Annotated in this window: 14 protein-coding genes; 7 read left to right on the forward strand and 7 right to left on the reverse strand. The window is 71.7% G+C overall.

Features of this window, described 5'->3' with window-relative positions; genetic code table 11:
• Nucleotides 1-4: 4 nt before the first annotated feature.
• From D7W82_RS06720 to D7W82_RS06735, 4 genes are all read right to left on the reverse strand, one after another.
• Nucleotides 5-1,342, reverse strand: coding sequence for a hypothetical protein (locus D7W82_RS06720; RefSeq protein WP_120617533.1), 1,338 nt, complete (start codon nt 1,340-1,342; stop codon nt 5-7).
• A 94-nt stretch (nt 1,343-1,436) separates the two neighbouring features.
• A complete protein-coding gene (locus tag D7W82_RS06725) occupies nt 1,437-2,855 on the reverse strand; it encodes an RICIN domain-containing protein (protein WP_120617534.1) in 1,419 nt (472 codons plus the stop codon).
• A gap of 86 nt (nt 2,856-2,941) precedes the next feature.
• Nucleotides 2,942-3,145: a YbdD/YjiX family protein gene (locus D7W82_RS06730; RefSeq protein WP_120617535.1), complete on the reverse strand. Its 204-nt coding sequence runs from the start codon at nt 3,143-3,145 to the stop codon at nt 2,942-2,944.
• Nucleotides 3,145-5,214 carry a carbon starvation CstA family protein gene (locus D7W82_RS06735; RefSeq protein ID WP_120617565.1) on the reverse strand — a complete coding sequence of 690 codons (2,070 nt, stop codon included), beginning with the start codon at nt 5,212-5,214 and terminating at the stop codon, nt 3,145-3,147. The genes D7W82_RS06730 and D7W82_RS06735 overlap by 1 nt, the downstream gene beginning before the upstream one ends.
• 88 nt (nt 5,215-5,302) lie before the next feature.
• Between D7W82_RS06735 and D7W82_RS06740 the strand changes: the two genes are divergently transcribed.
• Both D7W82_RS06740 and D7W82_RS06745 read left to right on the forward strand, forming a co-directional pair.
• On the forward strand, nt 5,303-6,733 hold the full coding sequence (locus D7W82_RS06740; RefSeq protein WP_158617603.1) for a S41 family peptidase: 1,431 nt from the start codon (nt 5,303-5,305) through the stop codon (nt 6,731-6,733).
• Nucleotides 6,658-7,113, forward strand: a complete 456-nt coding sequence (locus tag D7W82_RS06745) for a DUF6321 domain-containing protein (protein ID WP_255417095.1) — start codon at nt 6,658-6,660, stop codon at nt 7,111-7,113. The genes D7W82_RS06740 and D7W82_RS06745 overlap by 76 nt, the downstream gene beginning before the upstream one ends.
• Nucleotides 7,114-7,128: 15 nt before the next feature.
• On the opposite strand, the gene D7W82_RS06750 is transcribed toward D7W82_RS06745, so the two are convergent.
• Entirely contained in the window at nt 7,129-8,625 is a 1,497-nt protein-coding gene (locus D7W82_RS06750; RefSeq protein WP_233587345.1) for an NAD(P)/FAD-dependent oxidoreductase, read from the reverse strand.
• Nucleotides 8,626-8,860: 235 nt separating this feature from the next.
• Between D7W82_RS06750 and D7W82_RS06755 the strand changes: the two genes are divergently transcribed.
• Nucleotides 8,861-9,370, forward strand: a complete 510-nt coding sequence (locus tag D7W82_RS06755) for a GNAT family N-acetyltransferase (protein ID WP_233587346.1) — start codon at nt 8,861-8,863, stop codon at nt 9,368-9,370.
• 27 nt (nt 9,371-9,397) lie between these two features.
• On the opposite strand, the gene D7W82_RS42320 is transcribed toward D7W82_RS06755, so the two are convergent.
• A complete protein-coding gene (locus D7W82_RS42320; RefSeq protein ID WP_304988725.1) occupies nt 9,398-11,329 on the reverse strand; it encodes a collagen-like protein in 1,932 nt (643 codons plus the stop codon).
• A 184-nt stretch (nt 11,330-11,513) separates the two neighbouring features.
• Between D7W82_RS42320 and D7W82_RS06770 the strand changes: the two genes are divergently transcribed.
• Nucleotides 11,514-12,038: a phage tail protein gene (locus tag D7W82_RS06770; RefSeq protein WP_120617539.1), complete on the forward strand. Its 525-nt coding sequence runs from the start codon at nt 11,514-11,516 to the stop codon at nt 12,036-12,038.
• Between the two features lie 52 nt (nt 12,039-12,090).
• On the opposite strand, the gene D7W82_RS06775 is transcribed toward D7W82_RS06770, so the two are convergent.
• Entirely contained in the window at nt 12,091-12,726 is a 636-nt protein-coding gene (locus tag D7W82_RS06775; RefSeq protein WP_014398634.1) for a YafY family protein, read from the reverse strand.
• A 191-nt stretch (nt 12,727-12,917) separates the two neighbouring features.
• Between D7W82_RS06775 and D7W82_RS06780 the strand changes: the two genes are divergently transcribed.
• The 3 genes from D7W82_RS06780 (at nt 12,918) to mdcG (ending at nt 17,935) form a co-directional block, all read left to right on the forward strand.
• On the forward strand, nt 12,918-15,401 hold the full coding sequence (locus D7W82_RS06780; RefSeq protein WP_120617540.1) for a ribonuclease H-like domain-containing protein: 2,484 nt from the start codon (nt 12,918-12,920) through the stop codon (nt 15,399-15,401).
• Nucleotides 15,402-15,486: 85 nt separating this feature from the next.
• The gene (locus tag D7W82_RS06785; RefSeq protein WP_233587350.1) at nt 15,487-17,025 is read left to right on the forward strand and encodes a hypothetical protein; all 1,539 of its coding nucleotides are present in this window, start codon (nt 15,487-15,489) and stop codon (nt 17,023-17,025) included.
• Nucleotides 17,026-17,275: 250 nt separating this feature from the next.
• Nucleotides 17,276-17,935, forward strand: a complete 660-nt coding sequence (gene mdcG, locus D7W82_RS06790; protein ID WP_158617604.1) for a malonate decarboxylase holo-[acyl-carrier-protein] synthase — start codon at nt 17,276-17,278, stop codon at nt 17,933-17,935.
• Nucleotides 17,936-18,152 lie beyond the last annotated feature (217 nt).

An 18,152-nucleotide genomic window follows, 5' to 3' on the forward strand; every position in this document is an offset into this window, starting at 1 on the left:
GCGGTCACGGGCGCGGGGCGCCTCGGACAAAGACGGACCACCCGGTGGGATTGATGGGCACGGGCACGAAGGCTTCCGCGCCCGGTGTCTCGCGGGTCGCGCGGATGAGGTGGGCGGTCCGGGCCCAGTCGCGCTCGCGGCCCCACGGCTCGAAGGCCCACCGTGGATAGGCCAGCACCATCACGGCGACACACAGGCCCGCGGCGAAGAGGGACCGGAACCTCGCCAGCGCCGCCACCCAGAGGACGACGCCCGCCGGGAGCGCGAACAGCATGTAGCGGTCCTCCACCACGCCCGGATCCCAGAACCTGCCGAACGTGGGGTAGTCGGCGGATCCGGAGCGCACGTACCAGGTGAGGGGGATCAACAGGAAGACGCACGCGCAAGCGGCCAGCAGCAACACGCGTGGACGCGCGGGCACCCGGCGAAGGCCCAGGACGAGCACGGCGATGAACCCGCACGCCACCAATATCCGGACCGCGAGCGGCCGGCGGAAGTAGGACAGCGTCCCTCCGTCGCCCAGCACCGGGTGCAGCACGTAGCGGACGTTGAACGTGTTCCAGAGGTGCTCGGCCATGCGGGAGAGCGGCCACTGGGCGAAGTCCGAAGCGGGCATGCCGGACTGACGGAAGAGCACCATGTTCACCCCCGCCGGCACCGTCAGCACCACCACCGCCAGCCCCTCCCAGAGCATTTCGAGCAAAGGCCGGCCGTCACGCCACCGCATCACGCCACGCAGCAGGAAGACCGGCGCGAGCAACACGCTCTCGCCCGCGCTCGAGGCCGCCGCGAGCAGCACCACGCCGTCGGCGATTCCCAGCGGCCGCTCCAGGTCCTGGAGCGCCACGAACATGGCCGCGTAGAAGAGGATGGAGTGGAGGTTGGCGAGGTTGCCCGTCACCTCCCACGTCCCCGGCAGGAAGCAGAACGCCATGGCGGCGAGCACGCGGACGCCGTCATGGGGCACCAGCCAGCGGAAGCGGATCCGCGCGATGAGCGCGAACACCGCCGCGTCGACGGCCAGGACGACGAACGCCAGCCCGAGCGCGAACGCCTCGATGGGCAGGAGCGACAGGCCCAGGGCCAGCAACCGGGGAACGATGTGCAGATAGCCCGCGTAGGGGATGAACGTGGCGCCCAGGCCGTGCGCGAGCGCATCCGTCAGGAACACCGCTCCGTCTTCCGCCCACAGGTGCGCCTGGACGAGCCGCGCGTGCGAGCGCAGCGCCAGCACCGCGAAGCACAACCCCAGCGCCGTCGCATACGGAGCGCGCAGGCGCTCCCACCCCAGGTTGATGGGACGACGGAGCAGCGGTCCCCACCGGGAGAATGAACCAGTCATCGCGAAAGCCCCCTATACCATTCGCACCGCGCCTGGGACGGCTCGCGGGGCACGACGGGGCCGGCACCGCGCCGGTCCCGCCTCCCGCCAGAGGCTACAGCGCTTCCAGCCGGAACTGCTGGCAGTCGTTGTTGGACCAGGTCCACTGCTGGAGCAGCGTGCCGTCACCGCTGCCCTGCTGGCAGCCCGTCACGTCCAGCACCTTGCCGCTGTGGCGCGCCTCCAGCCGGTGGTAGCCGTTGCCCAGCGCCACCGGCTTGAACTGCTGGTTGCTCCCGCCGCCGTAGGACCACTGCTGGAGCCCCGCGCCGTCCGCCGTGCTCACGTCCCGCACGTCCAGCGCCTTGCCGCTGTAGCGCGACACGAAGCGGTAGTAGCCGCTGTCCGTCGCCTCCATCGACCACTGCTGGCTGGTGCCCGTGTGGCAGGCCCACTGGTGGATGGTGGCGCCATCCGCCGTGCTGGGACCGTTGATGTCCACGCACCGGCCGGAGGCCTTGTTCACCAGCCGGTACGCCCCCGCGCCGCCCGTGCCCTGCGCCACGGAGTAGATGGCGTTGAGCAGCGACGTGCTCCCGGACGTGTCCTGGGACAGCTCCCAGATCATCACGCCGCCGTTCTGCTTCCCCAGCTGCGTCTTCGCCTGGATGGTCGCGATGCCGTTGTAATAGACGTCCCCCACGTTGTCCTTGTAGGGCGCCTGCGAGTCGCGAGCGACGAGCTCCGAATAGCCCACGTAGCTCGACGGTGAGCGCCCGTAGAACGGCACGCCCAGCACCGCCTTCGACGCCGGCAGCCCGCGCCCCTTCCAGTAGTTCAGCGACTGGACCGCCAGGTCATACGTCGAATGCGGCTGCCCGCCGTCGTAGGCCATGATGTTGAGGAAATCGACGTCGTTGAACACGGACGCCTGCACGCCGCCGCCCGTGTAGCCGTTGGCCACCACCGCCGCCGTGAGCAGCTTGCCCCGGCTGTGCATGGCCGTGCCCAGCTCGCGCATCAGCGCCGCGTAGTTGTTCCCCGACGTGCCGGGGTCCGGGTACTCCCAGTCGATGTCCACGCCGTCCAGCCCGGCCGCGTTCACGAAGTTCACCACCGTGTTCACGAACGCCGTGCGCGTGCCCGCGTTGGCCGACATCTGCTCGAAGGCGCTGTCGTTGCCGTCGTTCCAGCCGCCGACGGCGATGAGCACCTTCACGCCCTGCGCGTGCGCCTGCGTCACCAGCGAGCGCAGCCGCGCGTCAGAGCTGCTCACCCCCGTGAGCCCGCCGGACGCCGTGGGCAGCGCGAACGCGTAGTTGATGTGAGACAGCTTCGAGTACTGCAGCGCATTCACATCCCCCGCCCACGTCGGCAGGTAGCCCACCACCCGCGTCGACAGCGCGGCGGACTCCACCTTCCCCACCGGCTCCCCGGCGGCAGGCGCGTCCTCCGGGCCCGAGCAGCCTCCCAACGATGCGAGAAACACGGCGCCTAGCGCCCACGTCCGGAACGGCGTCGAGGTACGAGACACGGCAGACTCCTGCGAAGGGGTTGAACGGGCCTGACCCGTAAAACCCACTAAGCAGTTTTGTCCGGAAGACTCAACGACTCATCCGCTCAGCAGCACCGGCCGCCACCGGCGCGGTAGCGGGCCTGGAGGCGGTCGTTGAAAAACTCCGCGTAGGTCATCACTACCTTGTCCGGATGGTGACGGCGCATGTGGGCGACGTAGGTGTCGTAATCCGGCACGCCAATCATCGACCGCGCGGTGCGCACGGCCCGCCGCCAGCCGTGCTGGAGCGCCTGAACGAAGCCGCGCATCACGGCTTCACCGGGACGGCGGCGGCGGCCACGTAGGGCGTCTCGTGCGACGTGGGCACCGGCGAGCTCCGGGCGCGGAGCGCGGCGCGCAGGCCGAAGAGGAGGGTCGCCACCACCACCCCCATGAAGAACACGGTGAGGCCGGCATCCAGGTAGTCATTGTGGATGATGGCCTCCATCTCCTCCACGGACTTCGCGGGGGCGATGAGACGCCCTTCGGCCACCGCCTGGGAGAAGGCCCGCGCGTGGGCCACGAAGCTCACGCGCACGTCGCCGCCGAACACCTTCTGGAAGCCGGCGGTGAGCGTGCACAGCACCAGCCACGCGGCGGGGATGCCGGGCACCCAGACGTAGCGCTCGCGCTTCATCTTCACCAGCGCCACGCAGCCCAGCGTGAGCGCCACCGCGGCGAGCATCTGGTTGGCGATGCCGAACAGCGGCCACAGCGTGTTGATGCCGCCCAGCGGATCCACCACGCCCTGGTAGAGGAAGTAGCCCCAGGCGGCCACGCACAGCCCGGTGGCCAGCAGGTTCGCGCCCCAGGACTCCGTGCGCTTGAGCGGCGCGTACACCAGGCCCGCCAGCTCTTGAATCATGAAGCGCCCCACGCGCGTTCCGGCGTCCACGGTGGTGAGGATGAAGAGGGCCTCGAAGAGGATGGCGTAGTGGTACCAGAAGGCCATCATCCCCTGGCCGGACACCAGCCCGTGGAGGATCTGCGCCATGCCCACCGCCAGGGTGGGCGCGCCGCCCGCGCGGGACAAGATGGTCGTCTCACCGATGTCGCGCGCCGTCTGCTCCAGCACCTCCGGGGTGATGACGAAGCCCCACTGGCTGATCGTCGCCGCCGCCTGCGCCGCTTCGGTGCCGATGAGCGCCGCGGGCGAGTTCATGGCGAAGTAGACGCCCGGCTCCAGCACCGACGCGGCGATGAGCGCCATGATGGCCACGAAGGCCTCCATCAGCATGGCGCCGTAGCCCACGAGCTTCGCGTCGCCCTCCGTGGCGAGCATCTTCGGCGTGGTGCCGGACGCGATGAGTGAGTGCCACCCGGACACCGCGCCGCACGCGATGGTGATGAAGAGGAACGGGAAGAGGCTTCCGGAGAACACCGGCCCGGAGCCGTCCACGAACCGCGTCACCGCTGGCATCTTCATGTGCGGCGCCGCCAGGATGATGCCCACCGCCAGGAGCAGCACGGTGCCAATCTTGAGGAAGGTGGACAGGTAGTCGCGCGGCGCGAGCAGCAGCCACACCGGCAGCACCGCCGCGCAGAACCCGTAGCCGATGAGCAGCCACGCCAGCGTGCGGCTGTCGAAGGTGAACCCGGGGGCCCAGGTGGCGGACTCGGAGACCTGACCACCCAGCCAGATGCTGAGCATCAAGAGCACGAAGCCGACGATGGACACCTCCAGCACCTTGCCGGGCCGCACGTAGCGCAGGTACAGGCCCATGGCCACCGCGATGGGGATGGTCATCGCCACGGTGAAGGTGCCCCAGGGGCTGTGCGTCAGCGCCTTCACCACCACCAGCGCCAGCACCGCCAGGATGATCATCATGATCATCAGCACGCCCACCATGGCCGTCACGCCGGCCGCGGGCCCCAGCTCCATGCGCACCATGTCGCCCAGCGACTTGCCGTCGCGGCGCACGGACAGGAACAGCGCCACGAAGTCCTGCACCGCGCCGGCCACCACCACGCCCGCGAGGATCCACAGCGTGCCGGGCAGGTAGCCCATCTGCGCCGCCAGCACCGGGCCCACCAGCGGACCCGCGCCCGCGATGGCCGCGAAGTGGTGGCCGAACACGACCCACCGGTCCGTGGGCACGTAGTCCAGGCCGTCGTTGCGGCGCTCGGCGGGGGTGGCGCGCGAGGGGTCCACCTGGAGCGCTTTTTCGGCAATGAAACGGCCGTAGAAACGATATCCCAGCATGAAGACCGCGACCGAGGCGACCACCAGCCAGATGGCGCTGATGGACTCTCCCCGGTGCAGCGCCACCACGCCCAGACAGAAGGCCCCAGCCAGCGCCAGGGCCACCCATCCCAACTTCCGAGCGACTCCACCCATGATGTCTCCCATCAGCGGGCAGGCCACCCCCACCCCACGCGGGGTTTATAGCGCACGCCCCGCATCCTCCCGTCCCGCTCGCGGCGGGGTGTCGGGTGGTGGAGGAAGCTGGCGCGAGGCCGTTCTCTTCATCCTCGCGGGCCTGCTTGCCGCGTGCGCCACGCCGCACGCCGCGTCGAAGGCCAGCGCCTCGGACGCGCATGGCGTGTGGCGCTCGCGCGGGTACGGCTGGCTGCTCTCGGTGACGCCGGAGGGCCTGCGCCTGCACCATGAGACATCGGCGGGGTGTTATCCGGATCCGGCGACACCGGCGGAAGTGGAGGCGATGTTTCCCTTCCGGAATCCAGAGCGCGACGGGAAGACCCTGGTCCTCGCCGCCCAGAAGAACCGGTCGGACTACTGGTTCGACAGGCTGCCGGCCCTTCCCGCCGGCTGCGACGAGGTCCGCGCGTGGAGCGCCCGGGAGGTCTTCGACGTCTTCCGGGCGACCTTCGCGGAGCACTACGCCTATTTCCCGGAGCGTGGACCGGACTGGCTATCGCGCCTGGATGCCCAGCGCTCGCGGGTGACACCGGACATGGACAGCCGCGCGCTGTTCACCCTCTTCGCGGAAGCACTCCGTTCGCTGAACGACCCGCATGTGGAGCTGCTGGCAGACGAGGCCGCCGCGGACACACTGAAGTACGAGCCGCCCGCCACGGGCACCTTCGCCATGCTGGAACAGGCGGCCTCGGTCCTGGGCCGTCCACCGAAGGAGGTGCAGCGGGAATGGATGCGCGCCTATCGCGACGGCGTCCTCCAGACCGTGCTCCAAGGTGAAGGGCACGTCGCAGCGAACCAACGCGTCTTCTGGGGCTTCGCCGCGCCCCGCGTCGCCTACCTCAACGTGCTGACCATGGGCGGCTTCATCGACCCGGAGGAGGGCCAGACACCCACTTCGGCCGAGGAGCGCGCCGCGCTGGGACCGGTCCTGGACGAGGCGATGACGGCCTTCGAGGGAGCGGAGGCACTCATCCTGGACGTGAGCAACAATCGGGGAGGCTACGACAGCGTCGCCACCGACATCGCGGTTCGCTTCGCGTACAGGCGGCCCCGGGTCGCGTACTACAAGGAGGCGAAGGGCGCGAAGGACGCGCCCCTCCAGGCGTTCGTCGTGGGCCGCTGGCCGCTTCCGTCCTTCGAGGGGCCGGTCTACGTGGTGACGAGCGACGTCACCGTCAGCGCGGGCGAGGTCCTCGTGCTGGCCCTGCGCGCCCTGCCCCAGGTCACCCAGGTGGGGACCGCAACGCGAGGCGCGTTCTCCGACATGCTCGTCAAGCCGCTGCCCAACGGGTGGACGGTCACCCTGTCGAACGAGTTCTACACCAACCTGGAGCGGCAGAACTTCGAGGCCCGGGGACTGCCGCCCCAGCGTCCGCTGGACATCTTCAAGGGCGAGGACCTGTGGCACTCGCACGCGCGCGCCATCCGTGCGCTGGCGGATTCGCTGGTGCCCCCGGAGGCGAAGCCCACGCCGTAGGGAGCAATGAGAAGGAAGGCGCGAACCTCAAGCCCGGCGTGAAGGGCAAGGCGGACACGCCGGAGAAGCTGCGCCGCAAGGGCAGCTTCCTGCGCCGCCACTTCGCGCACCCGCGCGGGCCCATGGTGGATGCCAATGGCAAGCCCACGCGCCTCGCCCTGTCCGCTCGCGCCTGGGGCGAGCCCGTGCCGAAGGACAGCGCTGGAGCGAAGCGGCTCGCCACCAAGGGCACGAAGCTCCTGGAGCGCTACCACGCGTCGCAGGAGCGCTCGAAGCCCGCCGCCAAACGCTCCGGCGCCAAGAAGACGCGGACCGCCGTGGCCGCCCGCCGTGCGACGGCGAAGAAGACCGCGACCCGGAAGCGCGCGAAGAAGGCCTGAAGCCTCGCTCTTGCCTCAAGGCCGGAGCGTGAGAGGCCCGCTCGCCCGCGGAAGCGTGACGTAGTCCGACGGTTCGAAGTGCTCCACGCGGTGGCGGAAGGCCGCGGTGGTGCCGGGCCAGAGGGCGGAGTTGTGCCCCGAGGCGTCCATGTACCAGCTCCGGCATCCGCCCTGGTTCCACACGGAGCGGGCCAGCCGCGCCTCCAGGTCGCGCACGAAAGCGTCCTGGGCTCGTGGATCCGGCTCCACGGCGGCGGCGCCCCGGGCCTCCAGGTAGCGCAGCGCGCCCAGCACGTGCTCCACCTGGGCCTCCATCATCAAGAGCACGGAGGTGTGGCCCAGGGTGGTGTGGGGCCCCTGGAGCAGGAAGAGGTTGGGGAAGCCGCTCACGCTGATGCCCAGGAAGGCCCGGGGATTGCCCGCCCACACCTGCGCGAGCGTCCGGCCATCCCGGCCCTGGATGTGGTGCCCCAGGGGCATGTCCGTCGCCTGGAAGCCGGTGCCGAAGATGAGCGTGTCCACCGGGTGGACGGCGCCGTCGCCGGTGACGACCGCGTCCTCGCGCACCTCGCGGATGGGCGTGGTGACGACCTCCACGTTCGGGCGCGTGAGGGCCGGCAGATAGTCATCGGAGACGAGGATGCGCTTGCACCCCATCGTGTACCGGGGCGTGAGCCGCTCGCGCAGCGAAGGGTCCTTCACCACCTTCAGCATGTGCCGCAGCGCCCACCGCTGCCCGAGCCGCAGGATCCACGGATGCTGGAAGCCCACGACCAGACAGTCGCGCAAGATGCGCAGCGCCTCGCGCAGGAGCCACCGCGCGCCCGGCACCCACCGGTACAGGGCCTTTCGCAGGGCGCTGTTGGGTTTGTCGCCCCGGGGCAATACCCATGCGGGCGTGCGCTGGAAGAGGACGAGCCGGCCGACCTCTGGCTGGATGGCCGGCACGATCTGCACTGCCGACGCGCCCGTGCCCACCACCCCCACCTGACGTCCGGCCAGCGCGTAGCCGGCGTCCCACCGCGCCGAGTGCATCACCTTGCCCCGGAAGCGCTCCAGCCCGGGCAGGGGTGGAATCACGGGCTCGCTCAAGGTGCCCACCGCGACCACGAGCGCGTCCGCGGTGAGGACGCCGTGGGACGTCTCCAGCACCCAGCGCCGCGTCGTCACGTCCCATTTCGCGGAGAGGACCGCGTGCCCGAAGCGCAGGAAGGACTCCAACTGGAACCGCCGCACACAGTCGCGCAGGTACTCCTGGATCTCCCAGCCCGGTGAGTAGGCGCGCGACCAGCCGGGGTTCGGCGCGAAGGAGAACGAATACAGCAGCGACTGCACGTCGCACGCGCAGCCGGGATAGACGTTGTCGCGCCAGACGCCGCCCACGTCCCCCGCGCGCTCCAGAATGACGAAGTCGTCGATGCCCTCCTGCCTCAACCGGATGGCCATGCCCAGCCCGGCGAAGCCCGCCCCCACGATGGCGACGCGCACGTGCCGCGGAAGACGGGAAGACACCGGACGGACCTCCTGGAAGCGCTGGGGCATGTAGGGAGCCCCGGATCTTCATGCTGTGCACATTCCACCCGGCTCGGCACCCACCACCTGACCTGGAGGTCTGCCCGCGAGCGTCCCAAAACCTGTCCGACTGTCGGACAGGTTCGCGGGCAGCGGCCCCGGCAGGGAGTCAGGCCTCGGCCGCGTTCGCGCCATGTCCGCGCGACGTGGGAGGATTCCCGCCGTGGAGACGCCCGTGCCCCTCTCACCCTGCCTGCGCCCGGTCACGCCTGGAGACGACGGGTTTCTCTTCACGCTCTACGTGAGCACGCGTGCACGGGAGCTGGCCGCCTGGGGCTTACCGCCCGCGCAGGCGGAGCTGTTCCTGCGCATGCAGTACCAGGCCCAGGCGCGCCACTACGCGTCGGCGTATCCCCCGGAAGGGCACGCCATCATCGAGGTGGAGGGGGTGCCCGTGGGCCGCCAGTGGATCGCGCGCACCTCCGCGGAGCTGCTGCTCGTGGACGTGGCGCTGCTTCCCAAACATCAGGGACGCGGCCTGGGCACGCACCTGCTGCGCGAGCTCCAGGCGGAGGCTGCACGGGCGCGCGTGCCCATGCGGCTGAACGTCACGCGAGACAACCCGGCGCTGCGGCTCTACACCCGGCACGGCTTCACGCCCGCGCCGGGCAGAGACCCGGCGTCGCCGTACCTGGAACTCCAGTGGCGGGCTCCAGGGAACGACCCGGGGACCGGCGTCGGCTGAGCCCGCCGGTCCCGACAGAGTTCTTGCTTACAGGCCCAGCAGCGTCTCGGGTTCCGGGGCGACGGTCTGGATGAAGTAGCCTCCCATGCCCGCGGAGGGGCTATCGATCGTCGTCGTGCCCGGAACGGTACCGCCCGCGTTGCCGCCACTGCCGCCGCTGCCACCGCCACCGCCACCCGGAATGCTGCTGCTGCCCCCTCCGGCGTTGGAGCCCGCCGAGCCTCCCGCCGTCACGACGGAGCCCGTCACACTTGCGGCCGAGGAGGAGATGAAGTGGACGATGCCACCGCCACCGCCACCGCCACCGCCTTCACCCGTGCCGCCATTGCCGTCGTAACCGTTCGCGCCATTGCCGCCCTGAACACGGATGGTGCCGCCCAGCGTAATGCTTCCCTTCGCCGCGACCAGCACGATGCCGCCTCCGCCTCCGCCCGTACCCACGACGGATTGGGTGCCAGTCCCGGTATTCACGCCGTTCTCCCCGCGTGCGTAGATGTTCGCCCCCGTGACGATGCGGATGTTGCCCCGCGCGGCCAGCAACAACGAGCCTCCACCCGCGCCTCCGTCGGCGCTCGGTCCCGCGAAGATGCGCGCGCCAGCTCCGCCCGACGCGAACTGCACCCGGCGCACCTGGGCGCCCTGGAATGACGACAGCCCAGCACCACCGTTGTAGTTGGTCGCCGCCGTCCGGGCGATACCCGTGGGCGCCTCACCGTTGCCCACGTCCTCCGCGCCGGGATTGACGTTCACCGTGCCGCTCACCGTGATGTCGCCGGAGGAGCGCAGCACGCTGCCGCTGGGGAGGGTCAGCGTTCCGGCGATGTTGATGCTGCTGAACTGGAGGTTGAAGCCCGAGGGCAGCGAAGCCACGCCCGCCGGAGTGGAGAGGTCCACCGTCTGGCCCACGCCCACGGTGAACGCCCCTGCGGAGCCATCGCCGTAAAGCCCCTGCGTGCCCGCCGGTCCCTGCGGTCCCTGAGCCCCCGCGACGCCCGTGGGCCCCGCCGGGCCCATGGGCCCGGTCGCACCCGTGGGTCCTGTCGCGCCAGCGGGTCCCGCTACGCCCATGGGCCCCTGCGGGCCCGCGGGGCCGGTCGCACCAGCAGGCCCAATCGCGCCAGTCGCGCCCGTCGGGCCTGCCACGCCCGTGTCGCCCTTGTCGCCCTTCGGGCCCGCGGGGCCGGTCGCACCGGCAGGCCCCGTCGCGCCCGTCGGGCCTGCCACGCCCGTGTCGCCCTTCGGGCCAGCAGGGCCGGTCGCGCCAGCAGGGCCCGTCGCGCCAGCGGGGCCCATCGGGCCGGTCGCGCCCGTGGGGCCCGCCGCGCCTGTGTCACCCTTCGCGCCGGCAGGGCCGGTCGCGCCAGCAGGGCCCGTCGCGCCCACCGCGCCCGTGTCGCCCTTCGGACCCGCTGGACCCGCCGGACCGACAGCACCCGTGTCGCCCTTCGCTCCCTCCGGGCCCATGGGACCGGTGGGGCCCGCGGGGCCCGTGTCGCCCTTCGCTCCCGTCGGCCCCGTGGGACCGACGTCACCCGTGTCACCCTTCGCACCGGTGGGGCCCGTGTCGCCCTTCGCGCCCGTGGGACCCGTGGGCCCGGCCGCGCCCTGCGGCCCCATCGGACCTGTCAGACCCATGGGACCCATGGGGCCTGTCGCGCCCGCCGGCCCCTGCACGCCTTGCGGCCCCTGGGGCCCCGGATCGCCCGCCGCACCCGCCAGGCCCTGTGGGCCCTCGGGACCCATCAGGCCGGGTTCACCCGTGGCGCCCTTCTCACCTCGCGGGCCGGCCGGACCCGCGGGCCCCGTCGCGCCCGCGGGCCCCGGAGGCCCCTCCGGTCCCGCCGGGCCATCACCCGCCGTCCCCTCCGTGCAGGCGGTCACCATCAACGTCGCGCAGAGCGACAGCACGCCAAAACGCGAGAACACCCCACGCAGGGGCACGAAAGCTCGAAGTGACATGGAACAGGTCCTCCCCAAGGACAGCCGCCGCGGTGACGTGCGGCGTAGGAATTCATGTTCTCACGAACTGTGAACCTTCGCACACGCAGGGTTGGTTTCTCTGATGACGCGCCGCACTCTTTCATCGCGTCGCCGCCCATGGTCTGTTCGCTGGCTCACACAATTCGTCACACCCGGGGGCACCATGTCCGAGCCGTTCGTTGGGCAGATCATGATGTTTGGTGGGGACTTCGCACCGAGGGGTTGGCTCCTCTGCAACGGCGCGCTGCTCTCCATCGCGCAGAACCAGGCGCTCTTCGCCATCCTGGGGACCACCTATGGCGGCGATGGGAGGACGACGTTCGCGCTGCCAGACCTGCGCGGCCGCTTCCCCATGGCGCCCGGCCAGGGCCCCGGGCTCGCGCCGCACACGCTGGGCGAGGCGTCCGGCCAGCCGTCGGTGACGCTCCTCTCGACGCAGATGCCCGCGCACACCCACCCGCTGATGGCCAGCATGCAGGAGGGCAACTCGGAGAGCCCGGAGGGCGCGTACCTCGCGGCCTATCCCCCGGGCAGCACGCCCACGCCCTACTCGACGACTCCCAGCACGGTGATGGGCCCCCAGGCCGTGGGCATCGCCGGCGGCAGCCAGCCCGTGCCCGTCCAGAACCCATACACCTGCGTGAACTTCATCATCGCGACGGAAGGCGTCTTCCCCTCGCGCGGATAGAGCCCCATCGAGGGAGGGCGCCGCGCCAGGAGCACGGCCCCTCCTTCGCGCTTCAGGCGCCCACTACCTCCGCGCGGGTGATGCGGTCCAACCGGAAGTGGCGCCGCTCCCCGGACGCCAGGTCCACCGCGTCCAGCCGCGTCTCGTGCCGGTCCATCACCACGGACTCGATGCGCACCTCGCGCACCGTCTCCAGGAAGTTGCCGTCCACGTAGGTGATGCGCAGCGGCTGCCGCTCGAACCACGCGCGCTCCAGCGCCTCGCGCACGGGCTTGCGCGTGGGCAGGGACGGCACGCCCAGGAACGTCAGCTCGCGCAGCCGGTCCAGGAGCTCCCGCTGCGCGGACGTGGACAGCGCCGAGCGCACCTTGTCGAGCGCCGACTCCAGCGTCCCCGTGAAGGGCAACAGCCGCATGCCGATGGCGAATCTCCCCAGCGCCACCACCAGCGCCGCCTCGCGCGCGGTGAAGTTCACCGGCGGCAGGCTGTAGCCCCGGTCCAGCGCGTAGCCGCCGCCCCGGCCCCGCTCCGCGCCCACCGGCAGCGCGGCGGCGCGCAGCGCGTCCAGGTCCCGGTAGATGGTCCGCACCGTCACGCTGAAGCGCTCCGCCAGCACCTCCGCGGTGACGCCGGTGCGGCGGCCCCTCAGGTACTCGGCGAGGGCGAAGAGTCGCTCGGTGCGCTGCATGACGGTGAATCCTGACATACCGCTGTCAGCCGGGTGCCTCAAGCTGATGGCAGGCACCCGCGATGCGAAGCCCTTCCGACAGCGCCACGCCGCTCCTGTCCGCCCACCCTTGCGAAGCGGGCCCCCGCGCGCCTATGAGCGCCAGGAGCAGCGTCCGCGCGCCGCGCCTTCCGCCCCCTGAGTCCCCGCCCATGGCCCCGCCGCCCCATCCGCTGGAGGACGAGTGGTTGTGGGGATGGGACCCCACGCCGGGCATCGTGTCCGTCTGGGCGGAGCCGGACGGGCGCGCCTTCATCTGGAAGCGCCAGCCGGGCACGCACGCGCGCCTGCGCGAGGACGCGAGGTACCGGCCCTGGGTGCTGCTCGCGTCGCTCCAGGACCTGGAGCACCTGGGAGACGCGCTCCGCCCGGAGGGCCTGCCGCCGGTGCCGGGCGCGATGACTTTCCGTGAGCTGGAGGGCCCCGGCGCGCTGCGCTTCCTCGTCAGCGCGGAGGACGGTCGCGCGCTGGCGTCCGCGGTGCTCAAGGGCGCATCGAAGCGGCTGGACCAACGCGTGGGCCACCTGCGCGACCTGGGCCCGGCCGCGGCGCTGACGCTGCCTCCGGAGGAGCAGTACCTGGTGGCCACCGGCCGCACGTACTTCCGCGACCTGGTCTTCGACGACCTGCGAAGGCTCCAGTTCGACCTGGAGACCACCGGGCTGGACCCGTCCAGGGACCGCATCTTCCTCGTGGCGGTGAGGGATCCGGACGGCCGCGCGGAGACGCTGGAGGTGACGGCGGACGGAGACGCGGGCGAGGCGGACCTGCTGCGCCGGCTGGTCGCGCGCATCCGCGAGGCCGACCCCGACGTGGTGGAGAACCACAACCTGCACGGCTTCGACCTGCCCTTCCTGGACCAACGCGCGAAGCGGCTGAACGTGCCGCTGGCGCTGGGCCGGGCGGGACTGCCGGGCCTGCGCCACCGCCCCTCGGCGAGGGGCGCCGCGCTGAACCGGGGCCCTGGAGGCCGTGACGCGGACGCCATGCGCCGCGCGCGCTACACCGTCCCCGGCCGCGAGTTCATCGACACGCTGGACGCCGTGCGCCGCCACGACTTCGCCGCCCGCGACCTGCCCGGCCACGGACTCAAGGCGGTGGCGCGGCACCTGGGCCTGTCCGGGCCCGACCGCGAGCTCATCCCCGGCGCGCGCATCCACGAGGTCTTCCTGAAGGACCCGGAGCGCGTGCGCCGCTACGCACGCGAGGACGTGACGGAGGCCGCGGGGCTGGCGCACCTGCTGGGCGGCGCGGCGTTCGCGCTCGCACGCATGGCCCCCCGGCGCTACGAGCGGCTGGCGGACGCGGGCCCGGCGACGGGCGTGTTGGATCCGCTGCTGGTGCGCGCCTACGTGCGCTCGGGCGCGGCGCTGCCCGGGCACGAGTCCGGCGACGGCACGTCCCACAGCGGCGCGGCGCTGCACCTGTTCGCCACCGGCGTCGCGCGCCACATCGTGAAGGCGGACGTGGCCAGCCTCTACCCGTCGCTGATGCGCCAGTACCGCATCGGGCCGAAGCGCGACCGGCTGAACGCGCTGCTCGCGCTGGTGGACCGGCTGGTGGATCAGCGCCTGGACGCGAAGGCCCGGGCGAAGAAGGCCCCGCCCGGCTCCGCGGAGCGCCACACGCACGAGGCCATCTCCGCGGCGATGAAGATCCTGATCAACTCCGCCTACGGCTACCTGGGCGCGGTGGGCCTCACCCGCTTCTCGGACGTGCACGCCGCCAACGAGGTGACGCGCCGCGGACGCGAGCTCCTGGGCCTGATGTGCCGCGAGCTGGCGCACCGGGGCGTGACGCTGCTGGAGGCCGACACGGACGGCGTCTACTTCGCCGTGCCGGAAGCCTGGACGGAGACCGACGAGCGGCGCGTGGTGTCGGAGGTCGCGGCCCTGCTGCCGCCGCGCGTGAAGCTGGAGTTCGACGGGCGCTACGCCGCCATGCTGTCGCACGAACCGAAGAACTACGCGCTCCAGCCCTACGCCGGGCCGCTGCTCTTGCGCGGCGTGGCCTTCCGCTCCAGCCGCGCGGAGCCCTATGGAGAGGACTTCCTGCGCCGCGCCCTCCAGCACCTCCTGGCCGGCGACGTGCGCGCCGTGCGTGACACGTACGTGGACGCGGTGATGGCGCTGCGGCGGCGGCAGGTGCCCACCTTCGAGGTCTCCGCGCAGGTGCGGCTGACCAAGTCCCCCTCGCAGTACCTGGCCACGCGCAAGCAGCGCAGGGAGCTTCCGTACGAAGCGCTGCTCACGAACGGCCGCGAGCACTGGGCCCTGGGCGAGCGCGTGCGCATCTACCGCGCCACCGGCGGCCGCGCGGGCCTCCTCCCGGAAGCGCTCACCGAGGACGGAGAACCCGCCCCGCGCCCCGCTCCGGGCGAGTCCACGGGCGACGACGCGCGCGACTACGACGTCGAGTACTACGTGCGCCTGCTCAAGGACTCCTTCGCGGCCCGGCTCGCGCGAGGTCTGGCCCCGGAGGACTTCGCGACGGTGTTCGCGGACCCGGATCAGCCCTCCCTCTTCACCCCGTCCCTCGCGGACGCGCGGCCCGTGCTCACCGTCGTGAGAGCGCCCCGGGGCCCGGAGTTCGGCGAGGACACGCAGGTGGTTGGAGCCCCGCCCTTCTCACCGTGACTGGAACCCTGCCGTGTCCCGGTTCCTCCGCGAGTCAGTGGGAGGCCTCTGCTACGTTGCGTCAACTTCGATGGTCTCCTCGTTGATGAAGCGTGTCCCGCCGCGCGCGCTGGTGGCTCCCGGCACCGTGGCCCTGCTGCTCCTGCTTCCCTGGCTCATCTATTGGAGCGCGGTCATCCACCGGTATGGACTGCGTGACGACTACGCCATCCTGCGCGAGGCGCGCGAGGAGCCGGGGAAGATCCTCCGTTTCTGTGCGTCGCAGGGCCGCCCGCTCTACGGCTGGATGCTGGAGGCGTCCGCGAAGGCGGCCGGGGGGATTGACGGGCTGGTGGGGCTGCGCTTCATGGGCGTGGCCGGCCTGGGCGTGCTCGCGGCGGCGGTGTTCCTGCTGCTGCGCGAGGAGGGCTGGAGGCCGGGCTCCGCCGCGCTGCTGGCGGGGTTCCTCACGGTGACGCCGTCCGCGCAGGTCATCGCCAACTGGAGCATCTGCTGGCCGCAGGCCCTGGCGCTGATGCTGGGCCTGGGCGCGTTCGCCTTCGCCCGCCGCGCCATCGGTCCGCCGGGCGCGGAGGCGCGGGTCCGGTGGCCGTACGCGCTGGCGGCGGTGGGCGCCATGGCCACCGCGACGCTCATCTATCAGGTGAGCGGCCTGTTCTCCGCGGTGCTGCTGGCGGCGTCGCTGGTGGTGCACCGCGACGTGTCGCTGAAGGACACCGCGCGCTGGATGCTCCAGCACCTGCTGGTGATGGTCGCGGGCCTGGCGCTCGCGTACGCCGTCACCCAGGTGCTGTTCAAGACGGGCGTCTTTCCGCCCTCGCCCCGGCTCAGCTTCGAGAAGCACTGGGTGGACAAGACCGTCTGGGCGCTCACGCACGTGTTCCCCAACGCGCTCGCGCTGTCCGCGCTCAATGAAGCGCCGGTGGGCGGCATGGACGGCTACCGGGCCATGGTGGTGCTGACGCTGACGCTGCTGGGCATGGGCATCGCGGTGGAGGGGCGCCGCTCGGGGCTCGGGGGCGTGGGGCGCTGGCTGCTGGCGCTGGTGACGCTGTCGGGCGCGGCGTACTCGGTGAGCTTCCTCGCCGGGGAGCGGTGGCCCACGTACCGCACGCTCAACGCGCTCACGGGAGTCTGGGCCGTGTTCTTCGCCGCGTCGCTGGTGAACCTGGGCACCCTCTGGCCCAGGCACGGCCCGCGCATGGCCACGGGCCTGCTCACCGCGTTCGTGGCCTTCAGCGCCCTGCTCGCGCACGAGCAGTCCCTGGAGCTGTTCGCCCTGCCCCAGGGCCGGGAGCTGGCGGTGATGGAAGAGGGCGCGAGCCTCGTCGTCCCGGACAGGAAGCCGCGCGTCTTCGTCCTCACCGCGAAGCAGGCGGACTCCACCGCGCCCTTCCACTACCTGGACGAGTTCGGCTCCGTCTCCGTGGACGCGGAGTGGGTGGCCAAGGAGATGCTCAAGGCCCTGGTGAAGGAGCGCTTTCCCCGCGAGCGCGACGTGAGCGGCCTCTACCGCTTCGCCGCCGGCCCGGTCGCCCCGGAGCCGCGCAACTACGACATCCTCATCGACATGCGCCGCCAGCACGTGAGCGCCGTGAGCCCCATCCTCCAGAAGCCCCGCTAGCGCTTTTCCGCGCCTCAGGGGAATCCCTGATGCGTACGCTCGGCTCCCACCCGGTTTTCCGGGGAGATTCACGCGTCCGGGAGCAACCGGCACGGGCCGGTGCAGGATCGCTCCCACCGGCGGCGTGAATCCGGGTAATGAATCGAGGAGTGAGCTCCACCGCTTCCGCTTCCGCATGTCCCGGGGGCAGCCCCGTCCCGCGCCGCGGAAGCGGGCCCGGCTCCCTCCTGGCGGCAGGAGATGCCCGCTGATGGGCGGTGAACGTCCGGTGCGGCATGACTGGGTGTACCTGGGCGCCAACTGGGCGGAGGCCCTGCGCTCTCCCCTGATCCCGGACGTCCTCGTGCACGTCACGGCGTGGCGGGCTCAAGGCCGGCCCTTCGCCGTCTCCCGCCAGGACCTGCCGGACCGGGAGGACGACCTGCGCCTGGGGCTCACCCTGCCCGGCCGCCGCCACCTGTCCCTGCACGTGGCGCTGTCCGCCGTGGAGCGTCACCTGCCGCCGCCCACGGTGCAGGAGGTGCGCGCCACGGCCCCCGCGGCCTGGGGCCCTGCCCTGGATGACGTCATCGCCCTGGGCAGCGCGCTGGATTTGACGGTGGGCGTGTTCGGTTCGCTGGCCTGGCAGCACCGCTCGGGCGTGCCCTTCTTGCGGCCGCTGTCGGACGTGGACCTGCTGTTCTCCCCCGCGCGCTGGTCGGACGTGGAGCGGCTGCTGTTCGGGCTGGAAGCAGTGTCCCGGCGCCACTCGGTGGTGCGCCTGGACGGCGAGGTGCTGCTGCCGGACGGCGGCGCCGTGTCCTGGCGCGAGCTCGCGCTGGAGCCCGAGCGCATCTGGGTCACCGGCCCCCGCGGCGCCAGCCCCCGCACGCTCCGCGAGCTGCGCGCCCTCTTCCCCTCCGAGTCCTGAAACACGCGGGGGAAGCGCCGCGTGAATACGCGCGCCCACCGCCACGTCACGCAGGCCACCTTCACAACCCGTCTCCACCGCCCATTTCGAATGACTCGCGGGGCCTTTCACGCACCGCGCGACACACGGGCGCGCCGTCTCCCTGGACAAACCCGGAAGAACGTGAAGGTCGAGGCCCCCTTGCGTCTGTCATCAACAAGAACGTGGGGTTGCAACG

This window comes from Corallococcus sp. CA049B (assembly GCF_003611685.1).
GTDB classification, from domain to species: domain Bacteria; phylum Myxococcota; class Myxococcia; order Myxococcales; family Myxococcaceae; genus Corallococcus; species Corallococcus coralloides.